The 23,161-nt window shown below is 43.8% G+C and carries 18 protein-coding genes and 2 pseudogenes; 12 read left to right on the forward strand and 8 right to left on the reverse strand.

All coding sequences use genetic code 11. The features are described 5' to 3' along the window. The first annotated feature begins 112 nt into the window (after positions 1–112). The 10 genes from MKX35_RS03755 to MKX35_RS03800 all read left to right on the forward strand — a co-directional run bounded on the left by MKX35_RS03755 (position 113) and on the right by MKX35_RS03800 (position 15,562). Complete coding sequence (locus MKX35_RS03755) at positions 113–2,383, forward strand: helix-turn-helix transcriptional regulator (RefSeq protein WP_076298085.1); 2,271 nt, start codon at positions 113–115, stop codon at positions 2,381–2,383. Between the two features lie 144 nt (positions 2,384–2,527). Continuing rightward, positions 2,528–5,290 (forward strand): glycoside hydrolase family 3 N-terminal domain-containing protein, encoded by a 2,763-nt coding sequence (locus tag MKX35_RS03760; protein WP_076298084.1) that lies wholly within the window; start codon positions 2,528–2,530, stop codon positions 5,288–5,290. Positions 5,291–5,305: 15 nt separating this feature from the next. Beyond that, entirely contained in the window at positions 5,306–7,654 is a 2,349-nt protein-coding gene (locus MKX35_RS03765; RefSeq protein ID WP_341043802.1) for a beta-glucosidase, read from the forward strand. 74 nt (positions 7,655–7,728) lie between these two features. After that, positions 7,729–8,346 carry a hypothetical protein gene (locus tag MKX35_RS03770; RefSeq protein WP_042193008.1) on the forward strand — a complete coding sequence of 206 codons (618 nt, stop codon included), beginning with the start codon at positions 7,729–7,731 and terminating at the stop codon, positions 8,344–8,346. 192 nt (positions 8,347–8,538) lie between these two features. Continuing rightward, on the forward strand, positions 8,539–9,579 hold the full coding sequence (locus tag MKX35_RS03775) for a zinc-dependent alcohol dehydrogenase (protein ID WP_076285032.1): 1,041 nt from the start codon (positions 8,539–8,541) through the stop codon (positions 9,577–9,579). Between the two features lie 36 nt (positions 9,580–9,615). After that, a complete protein-coding gene (locus tag MKX35_RS03780; protein WP_076298082.1) occupies positions 9,616–11,556 on the forward strand; it encodes an alpha-amylase in 1,941 nt (646 codons plus the stop codon). 15 nt (positions 11,557–11,571) lie between these two features. Continuing rightward, positions 11,572–12,708 (forward strand): sugar ABC transporter substrate-binding protein, encoded by a 1,137-nt coding sequence (locus MKX35_RS03785; RefSeq protein WP_076285030.1) that lies wholly within the window; start codon positions 11,572–11,574, stop codon positions 12,706–12,708. Positions 12,709–12,729: 21 nt separating this feature from the next. Further along, on the forward strand, positions 12,730–13,389 hold the full coding sequence (locus MKX35_RS03790) for a dihydrofolate reductase family protein (RefSeq protein WP_042193005.1): 660 nt from the start codon (positions 12,730–12,732) through the stop codon (positions 13,387–13,389). 74 nt (positions 13,390–13,463) lie between these two features. Further along, positions 13,464–14,828: an MATE family efflux transporter gene (locus MKX35_RS03795; RefSeq protein WP_076298081.1), complete on the forward strand. Its 1,365-nt coding sequence runs from the start codon at positions 13,464–13,466 to the stop codon at positions 14,826–14,828. A gap of 125 nt (positions 14,829–14,953) precedes the next feature. Then, positions 14,954–15,562 (forward strand): hypothetical protein, encoded by a 609-nt coding sequence (locus MKX35_RS03800; RefSeq protein ID WP_076298080.1) that lies wholly within the window; start codon positions 14,954–14,956, stop codon positions 15,560–15,562. A 12-nt stretch (positions 15,563–15,574) separates the two neighbouring features. Here MKX35_RS03800 and MKX35_RS03805 read toward each other — a convergent pair whose 3' ends face one another. The 4 genes and pseudogenes from MKX35_RS03805 to MKX35_RS31830 all read right to left on the reverse strand — a co-directional run. Further along, a complete protein-coding gene (locus MKX35_RS03805) occupies positions 15,575–16,999 on the reverse strand; it encodes a sensor histidine kinase (RefSeq protein WP_076298079.1) in 1,425 nt (474 codons plus the stop codon). Further along, entirely contained in the window at positions 16,996–17,298 is a 303-nt protein-coding gene (locus MKX35_RS31820; protein WP_443189888.1) for a winged helix-turn-helix domain-containing protein, read from the reverse strand. The genes MKX35_RS03805 and MKX35_RS31820 overlap by 4 nt, the downstream gene beginning before the upstream one ends. Before the next feature lie 29 nt (positions 17,299–17,327). Next, positions 17,328–17,427 (reverse strand): annotated as a pseudogene (locus MKX35_RS31825) (DNA-binding response regulator); the annotation flags it as partial. Beyond that, a pseudogene (locus tag MKX35_RS31830) lies at positions 17,404–17,703 on the reverse strand (response regulator); the annotation flags it as partial. The pseudogenes MKX35_RS31830 and MKX35_RS31825, both read right to left, overlap by 24 nt. Before the next feature lie 182 nt (positions 17,704–17,885). Here MKX35_RS31830 and MKX35_RS03815 point away from each other — a divergent pair. Further along, positions 17,886–19,088 (forward strand): macrolide family glycosyltransferase, encoded by a 1,203-nt coding sequence (locus MKX35_RS03815; protein ID WP_076298077.1) that lies wholly within the window; start codon positions 17,886–17,888, stop codon positions 19,086–19,088. Between the two features lie 55 nt (positions 19,089–19,143). Here the strand turns inward: MKX35_RS03815 and MKX35_RS03820 are convergent, their stop codons facing one another. Beyond that, entirely contained in the window at positions 19,144–19,902 is a 759-nt protein-coding gene (locus MKX35_RS03820) for an SDR family NAD(P)-dependent oxidoreductase (RefSeq protein WP_076298076.1), read from the reverse strand. Positions 19,903–20,040: 138 nt separating this feature from the next. Between MKX35_RS03820 and MKX35_RS03825 the strand changes: the two genes are divergently transcribed. Further along, entirely contained in the window at positions 20,041–20,427 is a 387-nt protein-coding gene (locus MKX35_RS03825; protein ID WP_076285022.1) for a MerR family transcriptional regulator, read from the forward strand. A 103-nt stretch (positions 20,428–20,530) separates the two neighbouring features. Here MKX35_RS03825 and MKX35_RS03830 read toward each other — a convergent pair whose 3' ends face one another. The 3 genes from MKX35_RS03830 to MKX35_RS03840 are packed head-to-tail and all read right to left on the reverse strand — an operon-like array spanning position 20,531 to position 23,149. Then, a complete protein-coding gene (locus tag MKX35_RS03830) occupies positions 20,531–21,436 on the reverse strand; it encodes a DUF5643 domain-containing protein (RefSeq protein ID WP_076298075.1) in 906 nt (301 codons plus the stop codon). A gap of 20 nt (positions 21,437–21,456) precedes the next feature. After that, positions 21,457–22,614 carry a DUF4179 domain-containing protein gene (locus MKX35_RS03835; protein WP_076298074.1) on the reverse strand — a complete coding sequence of 386 codons (1,158 nt, stop codon included), beginning with the start codon at positions 22,612–22,614 and terminating at the stop codon, positions 21,457–21,459. After that, entirely contained in the window at positions 22,607–23,149 is a 543-nt protein-coding gene (locus MKX35_RS03840) for a sigma-70 family RNA polymerase sigma factor (RefSeq protein ID WP_231573368.1), read from the reverse strand. Before MKX35_RS03840 ends, MKX35_RS03835 begins: the two co-directional genes overlap by 8 nt. Positions 23,150–23,161: the final 12 nt, after the last annotated feature.

Raw genomic sequence — 23,161 nt, forward strand, 5'->3', positions numbered from 1 at the left:
ATTTTTTTAGATTTCAGAGAGCAATCGTTTATAATCAATAATTATGAGCAAATGGTCAGGTACTCAGTAACAGTAACATATTTTTTCATGTTGGAAGAGGAGATTGTTGATTTTGAATAAGAAGAAAAATGGATCAGATCAAATCGTACTGGCCGCAATCGAAACGATTGAGGAAGTGGATTTTCTACTTATGACGGAGTTAACGGCATGGTTTGTTCTTTCTGGTTATCTGGAAATTATGCGAAACGGTTCGGATATTTTGATTCGGACAGGCGATATTTTCGTTTTCAATAAAGGTGATATTGTTCGTGTAATTGGCAGTGAAGAGAATGCGACGCTCTCGGTAAAGTTTCTAACCAATGAGTATCAAGAGGAGTTTCCGGCATTTAAGCTTAACATTCCACTATCGATGGTGTACAAAAAAGATGGATATGAGCTTGTGAAGAATTGTATGGCGTACTTGTACGTCGAAAGGATATATCCGGGAGCCGGTTCTGATTATATCATCGAAGGGTATTCGAAACGTTTAATCGGATTGCTGTACCGATATCTTGGGCCAGAAGATGAAAAGAAGCAAGTTCATACTGCTTCGGATAAGGTAAAAGAAATTGTATCATATATCAATGTTAATTATGCGGACAAACTCAGCCTGGATGAGATTGCTGAAAAGTCTTATAGTAGCAAATACTACCTGGCACATTCCTTTAAAAATCAGCTAGGGATTTCAATCGGAAATTACATCAAAGAAGTGCGATTGTTTCATAGCTTACGTATGCTGGAAAATACGAACGAGAAGATTGTCACGATTGCTTTAGCTAACGGCTTTCCCAATGTACGCTCATTTAACGAGGCATTTAAAATAAGGTATGAGCTTTCACCTGCTGAATTTCGTGAACAGCGTCAAATAAGAGCGGTGCAGAATCGTGTCGATGCGGAGCTGTCCCAAGATGTATTAGCCTTACTATCGCCGTATGTGCCGTTAGGTGAATTACCGGCTGGCCCATCTATTGCCCCCAATCGCATCGAGGTTCAATTAGATTTGCATAAAACGATCGGCCAGTACTCAAAGGTGAATCATGTTCTTAAAATAAAAGGTAAACTTATGGATAGCCGTTTGCTCGAAGTGCGTCAGCGTCTAGGGGTGAAGTGGGTAGCGGTCAATCGTATTTTTAAAAAAGTGGATATACGGTTGAGCGAAGGGAAGCTGGTCTGTTCATTTAGTGAGTTGGATCGAATATTGCAGCAGATCGTGTCTGTTGGCATGATTCCCTACCTTCAATTTCAATCTATAGATTTGGATGATTGGGAGAAGCGGGGATTTCATAACAATGAATGGTTTCAAACGGTAATGACTGAATTGAATCTCCATCTGCAGCAAAATTATATGACAAGTCAGGATTGGATGTACGAGTTCCGCTGCTTCTATGAAATGAAAAATAGCAGGCAATTGCGTCTGTCGCTAGTGAATGCCATTTCAATTTTTAAAAACTATATGAACGTGGTCATTCATTTTCCCATCCCGCCAGAAGATGCGGTGTTGCTTGATATAATCTGCCATAATGCCGTTTATTGCATTGATGACTGGACCCGTATGCGCAAGATTCCACTTGAAACTGCGCTTAATTATCTATTTGATGAAGACTACATTCGGGTCATTGGTGAGAATACAAACATACAAGATCAGAATCGTATTTTGGATCGAATGCTGATTTACGATCAGGATGATTATCTACACGCCTATTCGGATCTAGCGCAAGCAAATGCAAGCATTTGGCAATATATAAACCTAATGAATCAAAACGAAATTGCAGGTCACTATTTCCCCCCCTTATCACTCGATTCTGCGAAGTTGTTTGAGTATTTTCCAGATGAGCTGGCAAGTAAGCTTTCATTACTTACACCGGATGGTCGTTACAAGGACAATTGGTATGCGACAGAGTTTGTGAGTCGCTTGTTTGATGAGATTGTGTTCAAAAACAACTCATGTATCGTGACAAAACAGCAAGATAATTACCGCATTTTAACTGTTTATCCAGAAGAAGAGCAACATCTGTTTATCAATGAAAATAAGGAAAAACTGGAACTAGCTTGGCATAAGGCAAAAAGTCCCTATGTCTTTGTGAAGATGGAACTTACAAACCTTGAAGGGACATACCGATTGATCAAGCAACGATTAACAACTGAGCAGATAGATCAGCGATTAGACCTTGCTGATTTAAGAAAATGTAAAAAGTTGTCCTTCGAAGATATTGCGTATTGGAATGCGATTAATCGACCTTCGAGAAGCGTAGAGCAACTGAAAATAAAGGGAAATCATACACTTGAGTTCGAAGTCCCGATATTCGGAATCTTTATGATCGACCTAGAAAAGACTAATGATTAATGCTAAATATTGCTCACTCGATTTCTTGATAAATCGAATGAACGCAATATTTAGCTTTTTTTTCGACAAGATCCTCATAGTTAAAATGTAAGCGCTATATTATGATTGTGAAAAAGAAAGACGATACCGGAGGGGGTCGCCGTGGTGGACAATTTTAATACTAAACGCGTTAAAAAAAGTGAAATCGTGCAAAAGGTGAAGGAAGATAAAGCTAAGCTGCGAGCGCGAAAGCAAGAAATTAAAGCGCTACCGGAAGCAGAACGAACAGCAGCGATTGAACAGGACAAACAATTAAGAAAAGAGCAAAAGCAACAAACAAAAATGGAGTTGAAAGCTCTAAGTCGCAAAGATCGTAGAGCGATGAAAAAAGAAGCGAAACGCTACAAGAAAATTAAAAATAGACCAAGACGTTTCACCGGCTGGTCGATCGTAGCGCTTGTTGTCATATTGTTGTTCGTACAATTCGGTGCAACCGCTTCTAGCATCATCGATGCGCTGACAGGAAAACACATTACAGCCGTAACCGATTCCCCTGAGGCGCTTGCAGCACGTGAACAAGGTGGAAAAATAGCTGAAGAAATTGCGAATGAAGGCATTGTTCTATTGAAGAATGATGATAAACAGCTACCTTTGAAAGATAAAAAGGTTAACGTCTTCGGATTAGCTGCATTAGAGCTACGTTATGGCGGCGGAGGATCGGGTGCGGGGGATACTTCCCGTGCGGTTAATTTATTTAAAGGTCTAGAAAATGCAGGTATTTCATACAATACCGAGCTTCATGACTTGTATCAAGAGGTTGGTGCAAAAGCAGGAGTGGGCAGCAAGGCGAGTACCGGAGTCATTCAAGTTGTAAAAGGCATGTTAGGCGGAAACTCTAGCGATGAACCTAAAATCGATTATTTATCGGACGAAGCCATAGCACAAGCGAAATCCTATTCGGAAAATGCAATTATTGTCATTGCTAGTGAGAGTACAGAAGCTAGTGATGCGACCGCTGAACAGTTGAAATTGACAGCAAATAAACGCGCTTTGATTGAAAAGGTTGCACAGTCATTTGAAAATGTCACAATCGTTGTAAATGCGGGGAATGCCTTAGAGCTTGGTTTCGTAAATGAATTTAAATCCATTAAATCTGTCTTGTGGATAGGAACACCTGGTCCTTACGGTGCCAACGCATTAGGAAATATTCTTGCAGGAAATATCAACCCATCAGGCCGTATCACGGATACGTACGTGTATGACAATTCATCGGCTCCAGCAAGTGAGAACTTTGGAGACTACAAATACGATAATTTGAAGTATTCATTCCTCAATTATCAAGAAGGGATCTATGTCGGCTACCGTTTCTATGAAACCTTCTTTTTAAATGATGAAGCAGGCTATCGAGATACCGTGTTATATCCTTACGGACATGGATTAAGCTACACGGATTTCGAGTGGAAGGTTCTGAATCAGTCATTGTCGGAAGACAAGATTGAACTACAAGTCGAAGTGAAAAATGTTGGCGACAGAGCCGGAAAAGATGTTGTTCAAGTATATTATTCAGCTCCGTATATTGCAGGCGGCATTGAAAAATCGGCGATCGAACTGGCCACTTATGCAAAGACGTCTCTGCTGGAAGCAGGTCAATCCGAGGTGCTTACCCTTTCGTTTGCTACCGAAGAGATGTCTTCTTATGATATGAACGTAGAAGAAGCGTATGTACTAGACCAGGGCACCTATTCAATTAAAGTGGCTCGCAATGTCCATGATATCGTGGCAAGCTATGACCTTGAGTTGGCTGACAAGAAGGTTTTCAAACAAGATAAGGATACCGGAACACCTTACGAGAATCGCTTTGAATTAGCAAAAGGTGAAGTTACGTATTTGTCCCGGAATGATTGGGAGAAGACTTACCCTTCAGATGAAAATATTAGTCATAAAGCACCGCAAAATGTGGTCGACGCATTCTCAAAAGAGCCGGAAGCTTCAACGATGGAAATGCCAACGGTTGGCGCTAATAATGGCTTAGTACTGGAGGATTTGAAAGGTTTAGCCTTTGATGATCCGAAATGGAATGAATTCATGGATCAGTTTACATTGGACGAAATGATTGATTATGTAGCAAACGGCGCCTATAGAACGATGGCAGTAGAGCGTTTGGGTGTTCCTAAAACGTTGTTGATGGACGGACCGGCTGGATTTAGTTACTTCTTTAAGCCAATCGAAGCCGCGTCATATCCGTCTGAAATCGTCATTGCAGCAACATGGAACAATGATCTAGCCTATCAAATGGGAGAAGCGGTTGGTAAAGAAGCGCGTGCGTATGGCATTCAAGGCTGGTATGCACCGGGGATGAATATTCACCGTACAGCACAAGGCGGCCGTAACTTTGAATACTTCTCAGAAGATCCTGTGCTTTCAGGAAAAATGGCGGCATCTATGATAAACGGCGCAGAAGACCAAGGCATTATTGCCTTTATGAAGCACTTCGCGCTGAACGATCAAGAAACCAATGCTCGTTCAGGAAATCTGATCTGGGCCAACGAGCAAGCGATTCGCGAAATCTACTTGAAGCCGTTTGAGATTACGGTTAAAGAAAGCAGCCCTCTAGGCGCAATGTCCAGCTTTTCGATCATCGGGACAAAGTGGGCAGGAGCGAATTCCGTCTTGTTAAATGATGTTCTGCGTAAGGAATGGGGCTTTGATGGATTTGTTTCCAGCGATGCAGTCTTTGGGTTTATGAAAGCGCCGGATGCGGTTGTAGCTGGCAATGACCTCATGCTTGATATTATGACACCAAGTAAAAACGAGAAATTATTAAAACAAGCATACAAGAAGGATCCTGCAGGAATCACAAACGGGGTTCGCACAAGTGTTCAGCATGTGTTGTACACGATCCTGCAAACCTACTTATTCGAAAAATAGGCGTAAGCATGCGGGGTGAAGAGATTGAAGTATAGAGCATTAATCGAAAGTATGACCGTAGAAGAAAAGGCATCTTTAATGTCTGGCGCAAACTTTTGGAATACAAAAGCAATCGACCGGGTGAAGATTCCCAGCATTATGCTGACAGATGGACCGCATGGTTTGAGGAAGCAAGGCGGAAAGGCAGACCACTTAGGCTTAAATAAAAGTCTGCCTGCCACTTGTTTTCCGACGGCGGCAACCTTGGCTAATAGCTGGGACAGACAATTGATCTATGAGGTTGGTCAAACGATTGGAAAAGAAGCAGCTAGCGAAAAAGTGAGTGTGTTGCTTGGTCCTGGATTGAACATCAAGCGGAATCCGTTATGCGGACGAAATTTTGAGTATTTTTCCGAGGACCCTTATTTAACGGGAGAATTAGCGAGTGAGATGGTCAAAGGCATTCAGGTGAACGGCATTTCTGCATGTCCTAAACACTTTGCGGTCAATAGCCAAGAACATATGCGAATGACGATTGACGAAGTCGTGGATGAACGCTCGTTAAGAGAATTGTATTTAGAAGGATTTAGACGTGTAGTTGAGAAGGGTCAACCGAAAACCATCATGACCTCTTACAACAAAGTCAACGGCACGTTCGCCAATGAAAATAACGATTTGTTACAGGATATTCTGTACGGTGAATGGGATTTTAATGGCGTAGTCGTTACGGATTGGGGCGGTAATAATGACCGTGTTGCAGGGTTGAAAGCAGGCAATCAATTGGAAATGCCTTCAACCAATGGAATTACGGATCAAGAAATCGTGCAAGCCATTAAAAACAATGAGCTAGACGAAGAAGTGCTGGATGACGCCGTCGATCGTCTGCTCGGATTAGTCTTTACTACCCAGCTCCATGATCAAGATACATCGCGTATCGATTATGAGGAGCACCACAATAAAGCGATAGAAGCTGCCAAACGTTCGATTGTGTTATTGAAAAATGACGATAAGATATTACCGCTTAAACACGGCAATAAAGTTGCAATTATTGGTGATTTCGCCAGTAATCCTCGCTACCAGGGTGCTGGAAGTTCGCTTATTAATCCTGCCAAGCTATCCAATGCCTGCGATGTGCTCGGTCAATCTGGCTTATCGATTGTGGGATATGCGAAAGGCTTCAAGCGAATGGGTGGAAAAAATGACCGTCTGTTAATGGAAGCTGTTACGTTAGCTCAGAAAGCAGATACCATTTTGCTGTTTTTGGGGCTGGACGAAGGCAGCGAAGCCGAAGGTGTTGACCGCGTAAACCTTAGCTTACGTGATAACCAGCTCGAACTGCTTCGTTCATTAACAGAAGTCAATTCCAATATTGTGGTGATTCTCGCTGGCGGTGGTGCCATTGAAATGCCGTTTATAAAGAATGTCAAAGCTATCGTTCATACCTATTTATCTGGACAAGGAAGCGCTGAAGCGTTAAAGAGTGTTTTACTTGGAGAGTACAACCCAAGTGGTAAGCTCAGCGAGACATTCCCGATTAAGTATAGTGATGTCTCTTCTGCTCCTTATTATCCAGGTAAGGAGGCAACCGCAGAGCATATCGAAGGCATTTTTATCGGTTACCGTTATTTTGATACCGTGAATAAACCTGTGTTATTTCCGTTTGGTTATGGGCTGTCCTATACAACCTTTGCATATACGGATTTAACGGTTAATCAGCATCAGGTTTCATTTACCATCACCAATACAGGGGCAGTCGCAGGGGAAGAGGTTGCGCAGCTCTACATCCAGAAACAAGATTCATCGATATTTAGAGCCAAACGAGAATTAAAAGGTTTTGAAAAGGTGAGCTTAGAGCCGGGTGAAAGCAAACGTGTCACAATGATTCTGGAGGAACGTGATTTTTCGTATTATAATCCGACGATTCACGATTGGGCGGTCGAGCCTGGCGCTTACGACATTCAAATCGGAAGTTCAATCCAGTCTATTCTTTTGAAGGAACATGTTATGCTTACGGGCGATTCGGTTTCTTGTGAATATACAAAGGATCAATTCCCACATTATTTTAGCGGACATGTTCATGAAGTAACGGCAGCGGAATATAAGGGGCTCTTGGGTTATGAACCTCCTTCTCCTTATTGGGATCCAAAGCAGGACTTGGGGTTAAACGACACCATTGCTCAAGCTAAATATAAGAACGCACTTGGAAAAACAATCTATCATATGGTCCTTTTCTTTAACAAGTTTTTTGAAGCAGTCAATAAACCTCTGCTAGCGAATAATGTCTACTTTGTTCTGAATATGCCTTTTCGTCAAATCGACCGTTTTACTGGCGGGAAAATTAGTCGAAAGCAAATCTTGAAGGTATTGAAATGGATAAACCGATAGGAAAATAGTAAGCGAGGAAAAGGGGATACTACGGTATCTCCTTTTTCTAGGCTTCAAAGGAGAAATAGAAGAGTATGAGCGAAGTAAATATCGAGAAAAATACAGGAATGATGGGTGTTTGGAATAAATTCAAGGGACAACATCCGAATATTGCACAATTCATAGTATTTTTTATACTGAGTGCTGGAATGACGGTATTACAACTTGTTCTAATGCCTTTATTTAAACTCATATTTGCACAGACATCATTACTATCTACAAGCTTTCAAGTTTTTCAGTTAGGACATAACTTTGATGGAAGTGCTTATTATATATTCGATTATGCGGCTGGTTCGCTTACATCAGGAGGTGGAGGAGGACTTGGCTATTTTCTTGCCGTTCAAATCACGCTCGGCATTGCACAGATCATTAACTTTTTCGCACAGAGAAGCATTACATTTAAATCAAACAGTAACGTTTGGAAGGCTGCTTTCTGGTATGTATTAGCGTATATTCTTATAACCGTTGGTGCTGCCGCGGCGCAAGGATTTTACAAGGCTCCTATCTATAACTTATTAATTAACACATGGGGAATGGGTTCAATGGGGGAGACAACAGCGGATATTATTACAATGATTATCAATAGTACAATTTCGTTCTTGATATTCTACCCTATCTTTAAAATCATTTTTAAACAGGAGCCTGCAAAATAGGCTTAGTAAAGGTACACCTTTCCTGATTTATGGGGGAGGTGGTTTTTTTATTTAAAGCGTTTATTTATCTGAGAGCTTTATAAAAATGTAAACAATAACATTTTACGACAATATTCACCTTACTTTTACATGGGAGGTATGATATATTCTGGTGGAATATGGATAATAGGAAAAACGAAAGGGAGAATGCGTATGGAAGCGCTGGTGTGGACATCCAATGATAAGCTAGAGCTCTGCGAATGGGAAGAGCCACAGATTGTAACCCAGGATGAAGTTAAGATTCGGATTGAGATGACAGGCATTTGTGGAACAGATCTAGCGGTCATAACCGGTAAAGAGGAAGGAGTTCCAGGAATCATTCGCGGTCATGAGGCTGTAGGGACCGTAATCGAAATTGGCAGTAATGTTGACCGTGTTAAGGTGGGGGACCGTGTAGTTATCGATCCGAATCAAAGCTGCAATGAGTGTTATTTTTGCTTGAAAGAAAAGCCGCACTTATGTATAGGCTCCGATGGAAATGGGATGCCTATTGCTGGTTTGAATCGAAATGGGACATTCACTTTTTTTTTCTCAACTGTACAAACGTTTGCACACCTTTTACCTGATCATATGAGCTGGGAGACGGGGGTATTAATCGAGCCGCTTGCCTGTGTGCTGCACAATTTCAAAGAAGCTAATGTCACGGCTGACGATAAGGTGCTCATTCTTGGATCGGGTCCAATGGGGCTGTTAAGTCAAATGGTGAGTAAATCAAAAGCTGCGCTTACGGTAGCGACGGAAATTAATCCCTATCGGTTGGCATTTGCTAGAGAAATCTCGGATTTTGCTCTAACACCATCCCAATTAAATCAAGCTACCGTAGATGAAATCTGCGCGGGACATAAGTTTGATGTGATTATCGATACGGTTGGCACTCAGCTCGAAGTAGCGGAGGAATGGATTGAGCGAGGAGGGCGCATTGTTCCTTTTGGAATTAATGCGAAGTATCGGTACACCTTTTCCCCTACCAGATTCGTACAGCATGCAATCAAAATTATCGCAGCGGGCGAATACCGCTACATGTTCGAGGAGGCTTTGCGGTTTGCCGCTGAGACACCTGAACTGGAGAAATTGGTGACCAGAAAAGTTAAGCTCAATCAGCACGAGGCAGCAATAAACGAGTTGATCGGCTATGAATTGAACTCTTTGAAGGTGGTTGGGAGTGACACCGTAAAGACGGTTTTTGTTCCCTAAACGTAGAACTGCAATCAACGAGAGGTGGATCTGTTAATGAGCAAAGAAAGCAAATTTAGACTTGTTCAGGATTACTTGTCTACACACAAAGATAAAGACGTCGCGCCAATTTGGATTCCTGCTGTGTGGAATGAGTGCAAATATGAGTGTGTTCTTTTGGAAAAAGACGGTGAAATTTGTGTACATCCGTATGATTTTTTGACTGAGCATTTGAAGTATGTAGACAAGCTATCGTGGAGATATTCTCTCAAGGAACGCACGAATTTAGACGACAGCGCGATCTATTCTTCATTAATTCGTTATTCGACGGCTTGGGATTACAACCATGATGGAACAATTGAATCCGGCACTTTTTTAAGATTCCTTATTCTTCTGCCGCTGTTAAAAAAAATGGGCATCAATATTCTGTATATGCTTCCAGTGAACCAGTACAGCAAGTTGAATCTGAAAGGAGATATCGGGTCACCTTACGCTGTGCAATCGTTATTCCACTTGGATCAGAACCTACACGACAGCCTGCTGGATGGTATGGAGGAGTTTACGATCCACGATGAGCTCAGCGCTTTGGTAGAAGCTTGTCATTTGCTTGATATTAAGACTGTTGTTGATTTCATTCCCCGTGTAACGGCGAAAAACAGTGCGTTCATTACCGAACATCCTGAATGGGTGTATTGGATCAAAATGCAGGAATTAGAAGGCTTTGCACCGCCATCGATTCCTGAGCTTGGATTCTTTGAGGAGTGTACGCCTGACAAATTGGAGACGGTCTACCACAGCCAGGAAACCGCAGCATTTCTGCGGAAGTTCTCGCCGCCGCCCAATGAACTTCATCCAATCCTTTGGCAGCAGTTAAAAGAGAGGGCTGCTAAAACTGGAGATGAGCTATTAACTTTGGTGGAGCAAGAGATGGGGATAACGACTGCTCCCGCGCATTCGGATTGGATTAACGATGTGCAGCCGATTTGGACAGACATTACGTTCTTGCGCCTCTACAAGGACTTTTCTCCGCAAGTGAGACATCTTATAAGTTCGGATCAGGCACCATATGTTCTTTTTGATACGATTAAATGCAATGACTACCCGGGTGAGGAGCCGAATCTGGAGCTGTGGGATGTGCTGGAGGAGGCCGTACGGTTTAATCTCGAAAAGTATGGGATTGATGGCTTCCGCATCGATATCGGACATGTACTTCCTATTCCGCTGTTGACTCGTATTTTTGACACGATTAAAGAGTTGAATCCGAATGCAATCTTGATCAGCGAAGATTTGTTCAATCGTAATCACAAGAAGGCGGCGAGCACCGGCTACAACATTATGCTTGGCAGCGGATGGAATGTCATGACGCAAATCAATAAGGACAATCTCGTTTCATTCTTAGAGGAGCTGCCTGAGTTAAACATTCATGTGTTCGCCTGTGCTGAAACAGCAGATACGCCTCGGATCACGAGCCGTGGCGGTGTTGAGGTGGCTCGGATGATTGCAGTATTTAATCAATTTCTTCCGAATGCAATTCCATACGTGACGACTGGCTATGAAATGAATGAGGAGCAGCCCCTCAACTGTGGTCTTGGCGACAACACGAACGGAGAGGAGATTTCCCGCGCCTTTTTTAACGTCATGCAAATTAATTGGACTAATCCTGCACCGATGCTGCCGCTGCTGACGGAGCTGAGTGAATTCAAGAAAGATTGGCCTCAGCTAGTGAAGCCAGAAAACTTTTTCGTGGCTCAATCCCCGGAAGGTACAGTTCTGTACGGGTATATGCATGGCGAACAGACGCTGCTCTGCTGCTTTAACTTGAGTGCTGATGTTTCCTGCCAAGTTGATTTGAAGGCTGCGGTACCTGGGCGGTGCCCAATGACCGTGACACTGGATAGTTCCTTAACGGGCAGCATCGCAGGTCAGACGTTAGACAGCTTACTGCTTGCACCAAATCAGGCTTTAGTGCTCGTAAACAATCATAGACAAGTTAGTTAAGGGAGAGAGGCAGCGATGGAAAAGAAGAACAAAGAAATTGTGTTATGGCATGAGTTTGACGGTCCGGGAGATACCTCGATTGAGGTGTTGGAGGGAATTTGCAAGCTGTATACAGAGCGCTTCGGCGTACAAATTACGCCACAAGTGATGAACATTACGGAGTTGACTGCGCGCCTGAACCAAATTAAGGACACCCATCAAGGTCCGCATCTGGCGATGGTTCCTGCGGATATGTCCTCCTACGTTGAGAATGGCCTTTACTCTGAAGTACCGGGCTGGCTATTCGATGATGCACTCACTGAAGGGGCACTTTCAACGATGCAACTGGATGGTGTTCAGTATGGTATCCCGGTATTACGGGGCAATCATCTGGTTGTGTATTACAATCCGGAGATTTACGCCAGTGCGCCGACGACATGGGAAGTGTTCGAAGAGGCAGCAGAGAGGTTGTCCGCTCAAGGCATCATACCGATTGGAGCAGATTTACAGCAGGGTTATTGGTTTATTCCGTTTCTTACAGCTTTCGGTGGTTGGCCTGTTCAGGATGGAAAGCCGAATATCGTAACCCCTGAAATGAAGCGAGCACTTGAGTTCATCCATGACAAGATGGATCAAGGCGTGCTCGTCAGTCTCGACGGTTCCACAGGACTGTTAGAGCAGTTTATTGACGGTAAGATTGGCGCCATTATTTGTGGAGAGTGGATTTATAACCATCTGGACAAGCAGATGAACAACAGGCTTGCGGTCTGCCAGCTTCCGGTCATAGAAGGCCAGCAATCGCTATCCATGTCTTCTTCTATCGGCTTGATTTACCCGAATCATTCGTTAACATCGGAGGAGCGGGAAGATATCTTGTCGTTCACGCATTTTATGCTGAGTGATGAGTGCCAAACCATGTGGACGCTGGGTGTACAGCGGATTCCAGCTCAGGAAGAGGTGCTGAACCGTCTAGCTGCCTCTGCTACGCCTAACAAAAAGATGATTATATCGCTGTTGGAGCACGCACGGCCGATGCCGACTTACCCCTTCATGATTCATGTATGGGAGGCGCTAAATGCGGGTCTAACCGAGCTGCCCTTAAGCAATTCTGAACAAGCATTGAAAAAAATTGAACAGACCATCCAAGCATTCTGGGGCGCATATAAAAGCTAAAAAGAGACGGGGAGAAGACAAATGAAAACAACGATATTCAGCCAAATTTCGATTGACGGTAAGCTCACTATGGGAGCTGGTAATTCGAGTAAGGAGCTTTTTTCTTTGTTTTCCAGTGAGGATATGGAATTCATTCATCTATTCCGGGGGAATGTGCAGGGCATTATGGTCGGCAAAAATACAATTCTGACGGACAATCCCTTTCTTACTAATCGGTATGAGGAGAACAAAAATCCAATCCGGATCATTCCGACGACCACCTTGGATATTCCGCTGGATAGCAATGTGCTTTCGGATGAGGGGAGGACGATTATTGTCACAACCGAGAAAGGACGGGATGAATATAAAATCAAGCAGATCCGGGAAAGAGGGAAGGAGTGCCTCATCTGCGGTGAGGATAAAGTCGATTTCGTGGAGCTTGAACGTCAGTTGGAAGACAACTTCGGGATTACCAGCTTGATGGTCGAGGGCGGCGGCTTTTTGAACTGGCATATCTTCGATCAGGACATTGTCGATGAAATTATTTTGATGCAGCTTCCGATCATCATAGGGGGTTCCACGAACATTACTTTAGTGGATGGAGACGGGTATCAGCAATTGTGCTTTGCGAAAAAGTTCAAGGTTGTAGAAATTCAGCCAAAAGATAATTATACGCTCATGCGCTACAAAAAAGTGATATAACCTCACACGAAGTCATAGACTGCGAATGGTTATGGACGCGGTAAAATCGAGAATATGGGGGTTGTGAATGATCCATGTCAGAGAAAGAGAACTTCTACAAAAGTGTGTATAAAATCGCTGTACCTGTTACGCTTCAAAGCTTACTGATGGCATTGCTCAATTTGACGGATCAGTTGATGGTCGGGCAGCTTGGAGATGTGGCGATTGCCTCGGTGGGAATGTCCACCAAAATATATGGGATCATCGCGGTTGTCTTGGCTGGTCTATCGACGGGTGTGTCTATTTATGCAGCCCAGTTTTGGGGGAACAAAGATTCCAAAAGCGTCTCCCAGGTGCTGGGCCTTGGACTGATCGTCGGCTTCGCGTTCTCGTTCTTATTTTCTGCGGCTGTCTTCATCGATTCGCCGCTTTTCCTGAGCATGTTCACGACAGATGCGAATGTAATAGATAATGGGTATATTTTTCTGCAGATCATGTCGATCGGCTTTGTACCTGTCATGCTCACGATGATGTATTCCGCCATTTTGCGTAGTACGGGCCATGCCAAATGGCCGATGTATGTAAGCTTAATTGCTGTTGTGTTGAATATTATACTGAATTACGTACTTATTTACGGGAACTTCGGCGCTCCAGCGCTTGGTCTGAAGGGCGCAGCTATTGCAACCCTTATTTCCAGGGTAATAGAATGTTTGTTGATCATTGGTGCCGTGTACCGATATCGTTTACCAGGCGCTGTTGGGTTAAAGAACTTGTTCATCATTCCTAAACCGCTCATCCGCAAGTTTTTTGGAACGACGTATCCGCTGCTGCTGACTGAATTGATCTGGGTATTGGGTGAAACGGCATATGCGATCATCTATAGCCGCATGGGGACGATGGAGATGACGGCGATGACCATTACCTTCCCATTGCAAGGGCTTTGCATCGGCTTATTGTCCGGTCTGGCTAGTGCAGCTGGGGTTTTGGTTGGCAACCGTTTGGGCGCGAACGAAACGGATATCGCACTCGATCATGCGAAAAAGTTCATTCGTCTTGGCATTATCATCTCTCTAATTGTCGGGGTTATCATTGCGGCAGGCTCGAAGCTGTATGTCTCCGCATTCAATATCTCCGAGGATGCTAAACAGATGAGCATATATATCGTTATCGTATTCGCTGGATTTCTTTGGGCCAAAGTTTCCAATATGATTATAGCAGGCGGCATTCTAAACAGTGGGGGAGACAGCAAGTTCGTGTTCAGCATGGAATCGACCGCGACATGGCTGATAGGTGTCCCCTCCGGACTGTTGCTGTCATACGTCTGGAAGCAGCCAGTCTACCTTGTATATCTCGTCATATCACTTGAGGAGGTTGTCCGTTTTGGCTTCGGCTACGCCCGGATTTACTCCCGGAAGTGGATGAGAAATTTAGTTAACGATTTGGCTGAAAAAGCGATGTAAGGGCTGATTGGATCGCTCAAGGCTCCCGTGTATTTCCGCTTAAGGGAATGTCACGGGAGTCTTTTTATAACTAATGATATGATTGTCGTATGGGGTGGCTTTGAACGGGTGATAATTAATTAAACATGTCTAGTCAGAAAGGAACTGCTATGCAAGAAACTTCTAGAAACCATAGGTTCAATTATTTTTTTGAAATGATTCTCTACCTCATTTGCGGAGTATCAATTGTTTATTTTGGCCTGAATGGAAATGATGATAAAACATTTCAAGCGGCCCTTATCATTCTAGTCCTGTTACTCTTTAAGGGCTTAATCACAAGGACCAACAGCGAACTGCCTCCCGCACTTCAATTTTCGGTGATGGTCTTTATCACAATCACGATGATGCTCGCCAATTTATTCAATTTGTATGGTGTCATCCCTTATTTAGATAAGATTGAACATCTGCTGTCTGGAATTATTTTATTCTTCGTAGGACGATTCATCTTGATCAAGATGGCTAAGCGTAAAGGGCTGGGCGGTCTGCCTTCCAACATCATCATTTGGTTCGCGTTCCTGTTTGCTGTTGCAATGGCTGGAATGTGGGAGATTTATGAGTTTACGGTGGATCATCTCTTTGAGCTTCATTCGCAAAATGGTAGTTTGACCGACACGATGATGGATATGATTTGCGGAACATTGGGCGCTCTCGTCGCCTCCTTCTATTTATTCGTAGAAGCACGCAGAAAAACGTAGCTTTGATCAACGTTAATTTTCATGTTCACTAGGAGACTTCTTAGGAATTCTAATCTGAAAAATGGTTTCCGTCACGGCTTCGTCCAGCAAACGCACGCTGCCATGGTGCAATTCCGCGATTTCCTTGACGATCGAGAGCCCGATGCCAAGTCCCTCGCCTTTTCTTCCACCGTCGGCGCGGTAGAAACGCTCGAAGATACGCTCGCGATCCTCTCGTGCGATCCCTTTACCCCGGTTTTTGACCGTGAGAAACACTTCCTCTTGTTCCTCCGTCAATCCAATTCCCAGATAGTGTCCTTCTTCACCGTAACGAACGGCATTGTCCAGCAAGTTGCGCAAAGCACGTTCGATCAGCGGTGCGTCGATCATAACCTCGATATCCGTATCTTGGATGTCTGCCTTCAACACGATGTTCTTATCGTCCAGGAATAAGAGGTAATCGGCTGCGATCTTTCGCATTAATTCCGACAGGTTATGCGGAGCAAGCTGAAGCCGAAGTAAATGCTCTTCTTGACGGGTAATGTCGAGTAACTGATCAAGCAGCTTATCCATGTAGCGAGAACGCTGCAGGATGATTTTGGCCCCGGACTGAAGCTCGTTCTCATTCTTGTACGCACCGGTACGGATCATCTCGGCATAACCCAAAATCATAGTTAACGGCGTTCGCAAATCGTGGGACAGGTCCGATAAGAGCAGTCTTCGCCGATGTTCTAACTGTTCAATTTGGGCAGACTGGCTCTGGATACGCATTGCCATTGAATTGTAGTGTTGGGTCAGCTGAGCGATCTCGTCCCTCGACGTATCTTCCAGCACGATGACATCGCTTCGGATTCCGACTTGGTTCAGCGCGTTGTTCAGTTTTGTAATGCGACGATCGGTGGAAGAGAAGAACCATAAGGAAAGGAGATAGGGAAGCAACAACGCCAGTAACAGAGGTAAAATAAATGTTAGTAAAGCTTTATACGTTCGGAGAAAAAAATATATTTGTCCAGATGTCATGTCTTCGCTGGATAAACTCAATAACATGTAATAGGATCGATGGTCATGGGCAACGGAATAAGTAAGAGTGATCGGAGTATTTTCACCCCAAAGATTATTTGGCATATGGTCAACACGGTCGGCTAATTTGCGGAAGTCGTAGGAATTATTCTCGCCGGCGGAATCATACAGCGTCGAACCGTCCTCAGCCAGCCACTCTAGGCGGATCTTGGAATGCGGGCGTAGTACTTCTTCCAGAATGGGTTGAACCTCTGGTCCCGAGTAGGCGTCTTGCCGTTCTATAACCGTAAGTGCTTCTTGTGAGATGGCGTTTAACGTCTTCAGATCATATCCCGGGGTCCAAGTCTTCCCGGTCATTAGGGTAATCGTAATAAACAAGACGATGCTTCCTGCGGCACTGGATAGCATCATCAGCCATAGCTTAGTTCGTCTCTTCATCGTCCGTCACCTGAGAGGCGGTAGCCGATGCCGCGAATGGTATGAAGATGAGATTGGGACCCGGGTGCGCTTTCAAGTATTTTTCGGATGCGGCTGATGAAGACGCTGAGGTTGTTGGCGTCATAGTTTTCATGCTGCCAGACTTGTTTGTAGATTTCTCCTTTTGTTAGTACGCGATCAGGATTGAGCATGAACACTTGCAGTAGATGGCATTCGACTGGAGTCAGTCCATGTTGTTGCCCATCATTATGTAGTACATAATTGTCGATATCCAGAATAAGTTTATTCAATTGAATCACATGGGGCCGGTTGGAGGTCTCAGGATGGCGCCTGCGGAAATGGGCCTGTATCCGCGCCAGCAGCTCCATTGGACTGAAAGGCTTGGTCATGTAATCGTCGGCTCCCAGTCCAAGTGCGTCGATTCTGTCTTCCACTTCTCTTCTCGCACTAAGCGCAATGACCAGCGTTTCCGGACGATGTTCCCGCAAGTAGCGTAGAACTTCGAAACCGTTACCGTCGTCCATCATGATGTCCAGAACGATCAGTGAGAAAGGCTGCGCTCGTAGCTGTAAGATCGCCTGCCGTCCAGACTCCGCTTCGGAGATGTCCCATCCCGCGCGTTCCAGATGTAAGCGAATAAGCTCACGAATGTCGGGTTCATCATCGACGATCAGAATCCGGTCCATGTTTTCATCACTCTCCATTTTTTGCTAACTATGATTTCATTATTATAGCAAAATTAGGTAAAATTAGGATCGGAATATCGGATGGGGATTTTGATAAGTAGAAGTCGGTTCTTAGATAAACGTATAATGGGTACATTGAAAAGGAGAAAAGAGGGAGCTACATACATCGTAACTTAGGTCATAACTGAGGAGTGGTAGGCATGGCACGTGTCTTATTTATTAATGCTGGATCAGAGGGACATATCAATCCAACGATTGGCGTTGTACAGGAGCTCATTTCTCGTGGAGAAGAGGTAGTGTACTTCACTATAGAAGCTTTTCGGGAGCGTATGGAGGAGACAGGTGCTATAGTACGGACATTGGACGCTCAACAATTTATAAAAGCCTTTATTTCAGGTGGGAGAGATTATCTGCTTGAAAGAGTCAATGGGCTTTTACTTACGGCGGATATCGTTATACCAAGCGTTCTTGAACAGATTAAGGGGGAGCATTTCGATTACATCATCCATGATTCGATGTTTGGTTGTGGACGTTTACTGGCTCAAATTCTTAATCTTCCTGCAATCAACTCTTGTACTTCTTTTGCACAGACAAAGGAATCATTTGATCAAGTCATGGAACGATTCTACACAGAAGCCCCTGCAGAAATAGTAAAAGCTGTAGACGATAGATTTCAAAGTCTGACCATAAAAATAAAGGAACAATATGGTGTGCAGATTCACTCTCCTTACGAAGTGTTCTGTAATCCTGCACCACTTACAATCGTGTATACGACAAGGGAGTTTCAACCTTATGGAGAAGCCTTCGACCCATCGTATAAATTCGTTGGTCCTTCCATCTCTTCACGATTAACGCCAGATCATTTTGATTTTTCTGCAATTAAGGGAAAGGACCTAATTTACATTTCAATGGGTACGGTCTTCAACCAAGCAAGTGATTTCTATAAGCTTTGTTTTGAGGCATTCGGGAATACGGATTATACGATTGTTATGTCCATTGGGAACAAAGTGCAAATCTATGATTTGGGAGAAATTCCTCCCAACTTCATAGTTAAAAACTATGTTCCACAGACGGATATATTACAGTACACAAAAATATTCATTACACATGGTGGAATGAATAGTGCGCATGAGGGTCTCTACTATGGGGTTCCGCTAATTGTAATCCCACTAAGTGCGGATCAGCCGATCATTGCGGAGCAAGTCGTCAATATTGGAGCGGGCATTAAATTACAAATGCAAGGATTAACTGCAACTGAACTGCGTGAAGCTGTAGAGCGTGTGCTCACCCTTCCGTCATTCCAAAAAGCTGTTGCAACGACTAAAGATTCCTTTCAAACATCCGGTGGATCTCATCAAGCTGTTGATGAGATTTTCAAATGGAAGTGTCAATATCTTGGTTAGTGTGCATGGCCATCCGTTGAAGGATGGCCATATTTGTTTAACTTTCGAGACAAGCCTATCGCGTACTCTCCACATAATTAAAAATAGCATCTCTCAACTCAAACTCGTACGTCAAACCATTCACAAGTCCCACCACATGATTGCTGTCATACAGATCAAGCATGAATCCAGCCATTTCCTTCGCGGTATGGAATTTCCGCACAGCGCCGTGATATTCGAAATTCGTGATATCGAAAGCACGTTTCGCGAATTCTGTTTCTGTTGCGGCAGGTGCCAACACTTTAACCTGCATAGGTGCACCTTGACTCTTCAACTCATGAGATAGTCCTTCAGTAAATGCACTTACATAAAACTTGCTCGCACAGTACGTTATAGCATTGCCCACAATCGTATAACCGCCACCAGATGAAACGTTAATTAATTGCGTGCCTTCAATAGTGGAGTAGTCTCGAACGAATAAAGAGGAGAGTATAGTCAACGCTTCTATGTTCAGATGTAGCATTGTAGTTATTTTATTTAAATCTTGCTCGGCCACTGAAGCAAAGTTCCCAAATCCGGCATTGTTGATCCAGGTTTCGATGGAATATCCTTGCAGGCTTTCATACAATGTATAAGCATTCTCGATAACGGATAAGTCAATCGTTTGAATGACAACCTCTACATTAGGATGAATACCAGCGATTTTAGACTGTAATTCCTCTAGCTGTTCCTTTCTGCGGGCCACAAGGATTAAGTTTTTTCCACGAGAAGCAAAAGCTAGGGCAGTTTCATAACCTATCCCTGAACTAGCGCCGGTAATTACAGTGTACTTCATGTGAGTTCCTCCTATTTTTTCTACGAGAATGTAATTCGATCTTACAGCGATTTGATTATATAGGTTAGAGTTTACTCTAAGGCAAATGTTTTTTATAATCAGGGTGACTTTCAAAATAAAATAGATTAGAGGATTTGCATGTACACGATTAGCGAGGTATCCAAGTTATTGGAGATAACCACATATACACTGAGATATTATGAAAAAGAAGGGATCGTTGCTCCGTTACGCAATGCCAATGGAGAAAGGGTATATGATGATACTCATCTTGCTTGGCTGCGATTTGTACTGAGGTTGAAACAAACCCAAATGCCCATCTCACAAATCCGGCAATATGCCCAGTTATATTTAGAAGGAGAACATACAAGCCAAGCCCGCTTGAATCTTCTGGAAGATCATAGAAGCTCAGTTCAAGATCAAATCAGACATTTAACAGAGACAGAGAAGATGCTGAACGACAAAATTGCTAATTACAAGGTCTTCATTAGTAAAGGGAATACACTGGATTTGTCTATGGATGATTAGTTGTAAAATTACGCTTCATCCATGAAAAAGGGGATTACCTCAGGCCTCACGGCCAACAGGTAATCCCCTTTTCCTCATACATATGGATCTGTTGCAGCGTTTATTATTTCAGAGGAATTTTGATCTCTAGTTGCTTGTTGTAATTTTTAACTACATTACCTTTGGCATCTACTTTATAAGCCCCTGCAGTGCCTTTTTCAAACACCGCTTGATAAGGTCTGATAATGAGATATTCTGCGGCCGGGCGAAGCGCCTCGAACAATAAATCTTCAGAAACAGTATTATGGGTTGTTGCAACAGATTCCCGTGCAATATATTCTAATTCGTTTCCCAGATTATCATAAATATCATATCCTAAAGCCTGTGCTTGGGTAGCAACCCCTTTAACTGCTAAAGCAATGCGCACAGAAGTCTCTCCCACAGCAACACGATTAGTTTTGATTTCAAATTGGTTGTCTTTCTTTAAAGCTGGTAGCTGAATGTTACGCGCTACTCCTGCTTGCTTAAGAGAAAACTTTAGTACATACGGATCTTCGATTCCGTTAAGCTTCACATGGATGCTCAATTCAGAGGAAGCCAGGCTTGCCTTTTGCTGCTCAGTTAGCCATCCGGTCTGCAATACAACAACCGCCTTGTTGGCGTCACCATCACTGATCCAGCGTGGTGATTTAAAATCAATTCCACCTGAATTAGTGAGCTTGGCGTCTACTGCCAAAATGGTTCCTTCTGCAAGGTAAGGCTCACCTTTATCGTTCAAGGTTACACCTGCGAGCATTCCTGAGAACAGGGATCCCTCACGGCTCAGATCGATCTTAATATAATTACCGTCAAACTGTGCACTGCCCTTTAAAGTAAGCTGATCGTGTGAATCGGCGACTTTTGTTGTATTCAGGGAAGCTTCAGCGGCGGTTTGAACACTGGCTGCTTGGGTTAAAGCCGGCATTCCCAACGCTCCAAGGCATACAGCAGCACTTAAAATTACAGACAATTTCGTTGTCATTTTCTTCATGATATCATTCTCCTTAGTGTTTATTTAACTAGCACGTTTATTTCCAGACCATCGATATAATGCTTCACAGGATTTCCGGAGCTGTCTGTTTTGAATGCGCCACTCTTACTTTTTGGATCCTCGAACTCATAAAGATAGCCACGGATTGTGAGCATATTGGGATGTTTCTCGAACGGCTCTACAAGCAGATTCAGATCCTGTGATCTATTGGATGAAAGGAGTGCTTTTTGCGATATATTTTCCAATACCAGTCCCTGTTCATCCGTCACTTCAAAGCCCAATGTATTAAAATCTGCGTAATCCCCGTCAGTCCCTTGTTCAATGTTGAGTAACAGGCGCGTGGTTAATGGGCTATATTCCAGCTTTTGCAGCGTCAGACTCCATCCCTCTGCTTGTGCGCGCATATCAGGTACGACAATACTATTTTCTGTAACCTTACGTGCAGGAATCTCCAGAATGTATGGTGTATCTATACCGTTTAAATGAAGGGTTACAGTCAGTTCAAATTGATCAGGGAAAGGCTTGGTGATCCCCAAATTCGAAGAATCCACCAGTTGAAAAATAGCTGTACTCTGCTCCTTGCCTTCCATCCAGGTTAGAAAAGGAACAGCTTCCCAATGACCATCTGAGAATTCCTCCATTGAAACCCCATCGATCAAAACTTCTGCGGACATTATTGAACCTTTGCCTAGAAAAGGCTTCCCATCCGCTCCAATCGTCACGCCGGTGAGCTTCCCGTCCAGCCCTTCTCCCTCGCGCTTCACTGAGAATGCCAATCGGTTGCCATCAAATACAGCCTCTTCGGCAGACAAGGTGATTCCATCATGCGTATCACTACTATTCGGTCGGGTAATCAGACCCAGACGCTGAGCAGCTTGCAATCCTATATCATCTGCCCGTTCAAAAATTCCGCCTATCCATGGAAGCTGCTTGAGTGCATTGGCCAACGTTGGCGGATAGACGGCCGTTAGCATAACACTTAGCACTATCGCTGCAGATACAGCAGCTGCGATTTTTGGATATATCCGTTTTTTCTTTTCCTTTTCCACAGGATCCTGGACAATTGTGGCGAGTGATGCATAAATCGAATCCTGCCGCGACCGCAGTAAAGGTGGAAGCTCCTGTATATTAGCCTTTCCTAGCTCCCTGATCTGCTTTTCTAAATTGTTATTATTCATTAGCAAGACCCTCCTCCCGCACAGGATGTATCTGTTTGGACAACAATCTCCGTGCGCGATGAAGTCGTGCCCTGACCGCTCCTTCGGAGATGTCGAGCACATCTGCAATCTGCTTAATGGATAAATCGTCATAATAAAAAAGCACGATAGCAAGCCGCAGGGATTCGTCCAACTGATTAATGAAGCTTTGCAGGTCTACGTTGCCTGAATCTTCAAAATGCACATAGGAATCGACCGGTTCTTCGGGAATTTCCGCCACAGCTATAGTTCGCTCTCGCATACGAAGTAACTGATTGCATTCATTAATCAGGATGCGTATAACCCAGGTTTTAAAAAACTTAGGCTGCTTAAGGTTGGCCAACCCTTTATACACCTTCAGTGTCGTCTCCTGAAGAGCATCCGCGCAATCTTCATCTTTTAGCAGAATGGTTTTGGCTAATCTGTACAACTGGGATTCCAGTTGCCTAAAAAGACGGGTAAACGCCTCGTGGTCGCCTTTCTGCGCTTTTTTGATATCCAGTTCGTTTTCCAGCAAATGATTTTTCCT

It is taken from the genome of Paenibacillus sp. FSL R5-0923 (genome assembly GCF_038009145.1).
Taxonomy (GTDB): Bacteria; Bacillota; Bacilli; order Paenibacillales; family Paenibacillaceae; genus Paenibacillus_AQ.